Genomic DNA, 572 nt, shown 5'->3' with positions numbered 1-572 from the left:
CATAAGCGGCCTTCAATTTGACCGCTAAGCTACGAATTCAAATCCGTTTCATTCTAAAGGACTGCTTAAAAGACTGTATTTCAATAATTTCAAAGACCGATTAGCTAACTTTTATTGGACAGTAGTGAGAACAGAAACAAGATAAAGGGTGGATAAAAATAATAAAAGGCTAAATTACAAAACTGACTAAATAGCTTATTACTCTAATGAGAGCAGCAGAAAATAGATACTCTATTTCTACTGTTCTCATTTTTATATATACAACTTTTCATAGTATAAAATCTCAAAAGACTCTTTCAAAGTTAACTTAAGATATATTTCTTAACTAATTGTTGGTGTCTTCCTTCTGGTGAAGTTCTCGAAAAACTTAATCCGGCCTTGAAGGAAATGCTCCCCCATCTGTTCACGGAAACCCACACCAGCGACACCAAGGCAGGGAATACTGGTAATCATTCTATTTTCCGCCACGACAATTTTATCGGCTGTTTTTCAGCCGATAAAATAAAAATGCCCGCAAGAAAATATTTTTGTTTTAACATTCCGGTTTATAAAAACATGGTAGAAGAGTCTTC

General features: G+C 34.4%; 1 protein-coding gene. It reads left to right on the top strand.

The genetic code is table 11. The annotated features are described in order from the left end of the window. Positions 1–378: 378 nt before the first annotated feature. Positions 379–572 (top strand): hypothetical protein (locus tag HU824_RS19580; protein ID WP_217994230.1); only part of this gene is annotated, 194 nt, incomplete at its 3' end.

It is taken from the genome of Bacteroides sp. L10-4 (assembly GCF_013373675.1).
GTDB lineage: Bacteria > Bacteroidota > Bacteroidia > Bacteroidales > Bacteroidaceae > Bacteroides > Bacteroides muris.
Note: the sequence above shows the minus strand (reverse complement) of the source record. Positions and strands in the feature narration are given on the sequence as shown.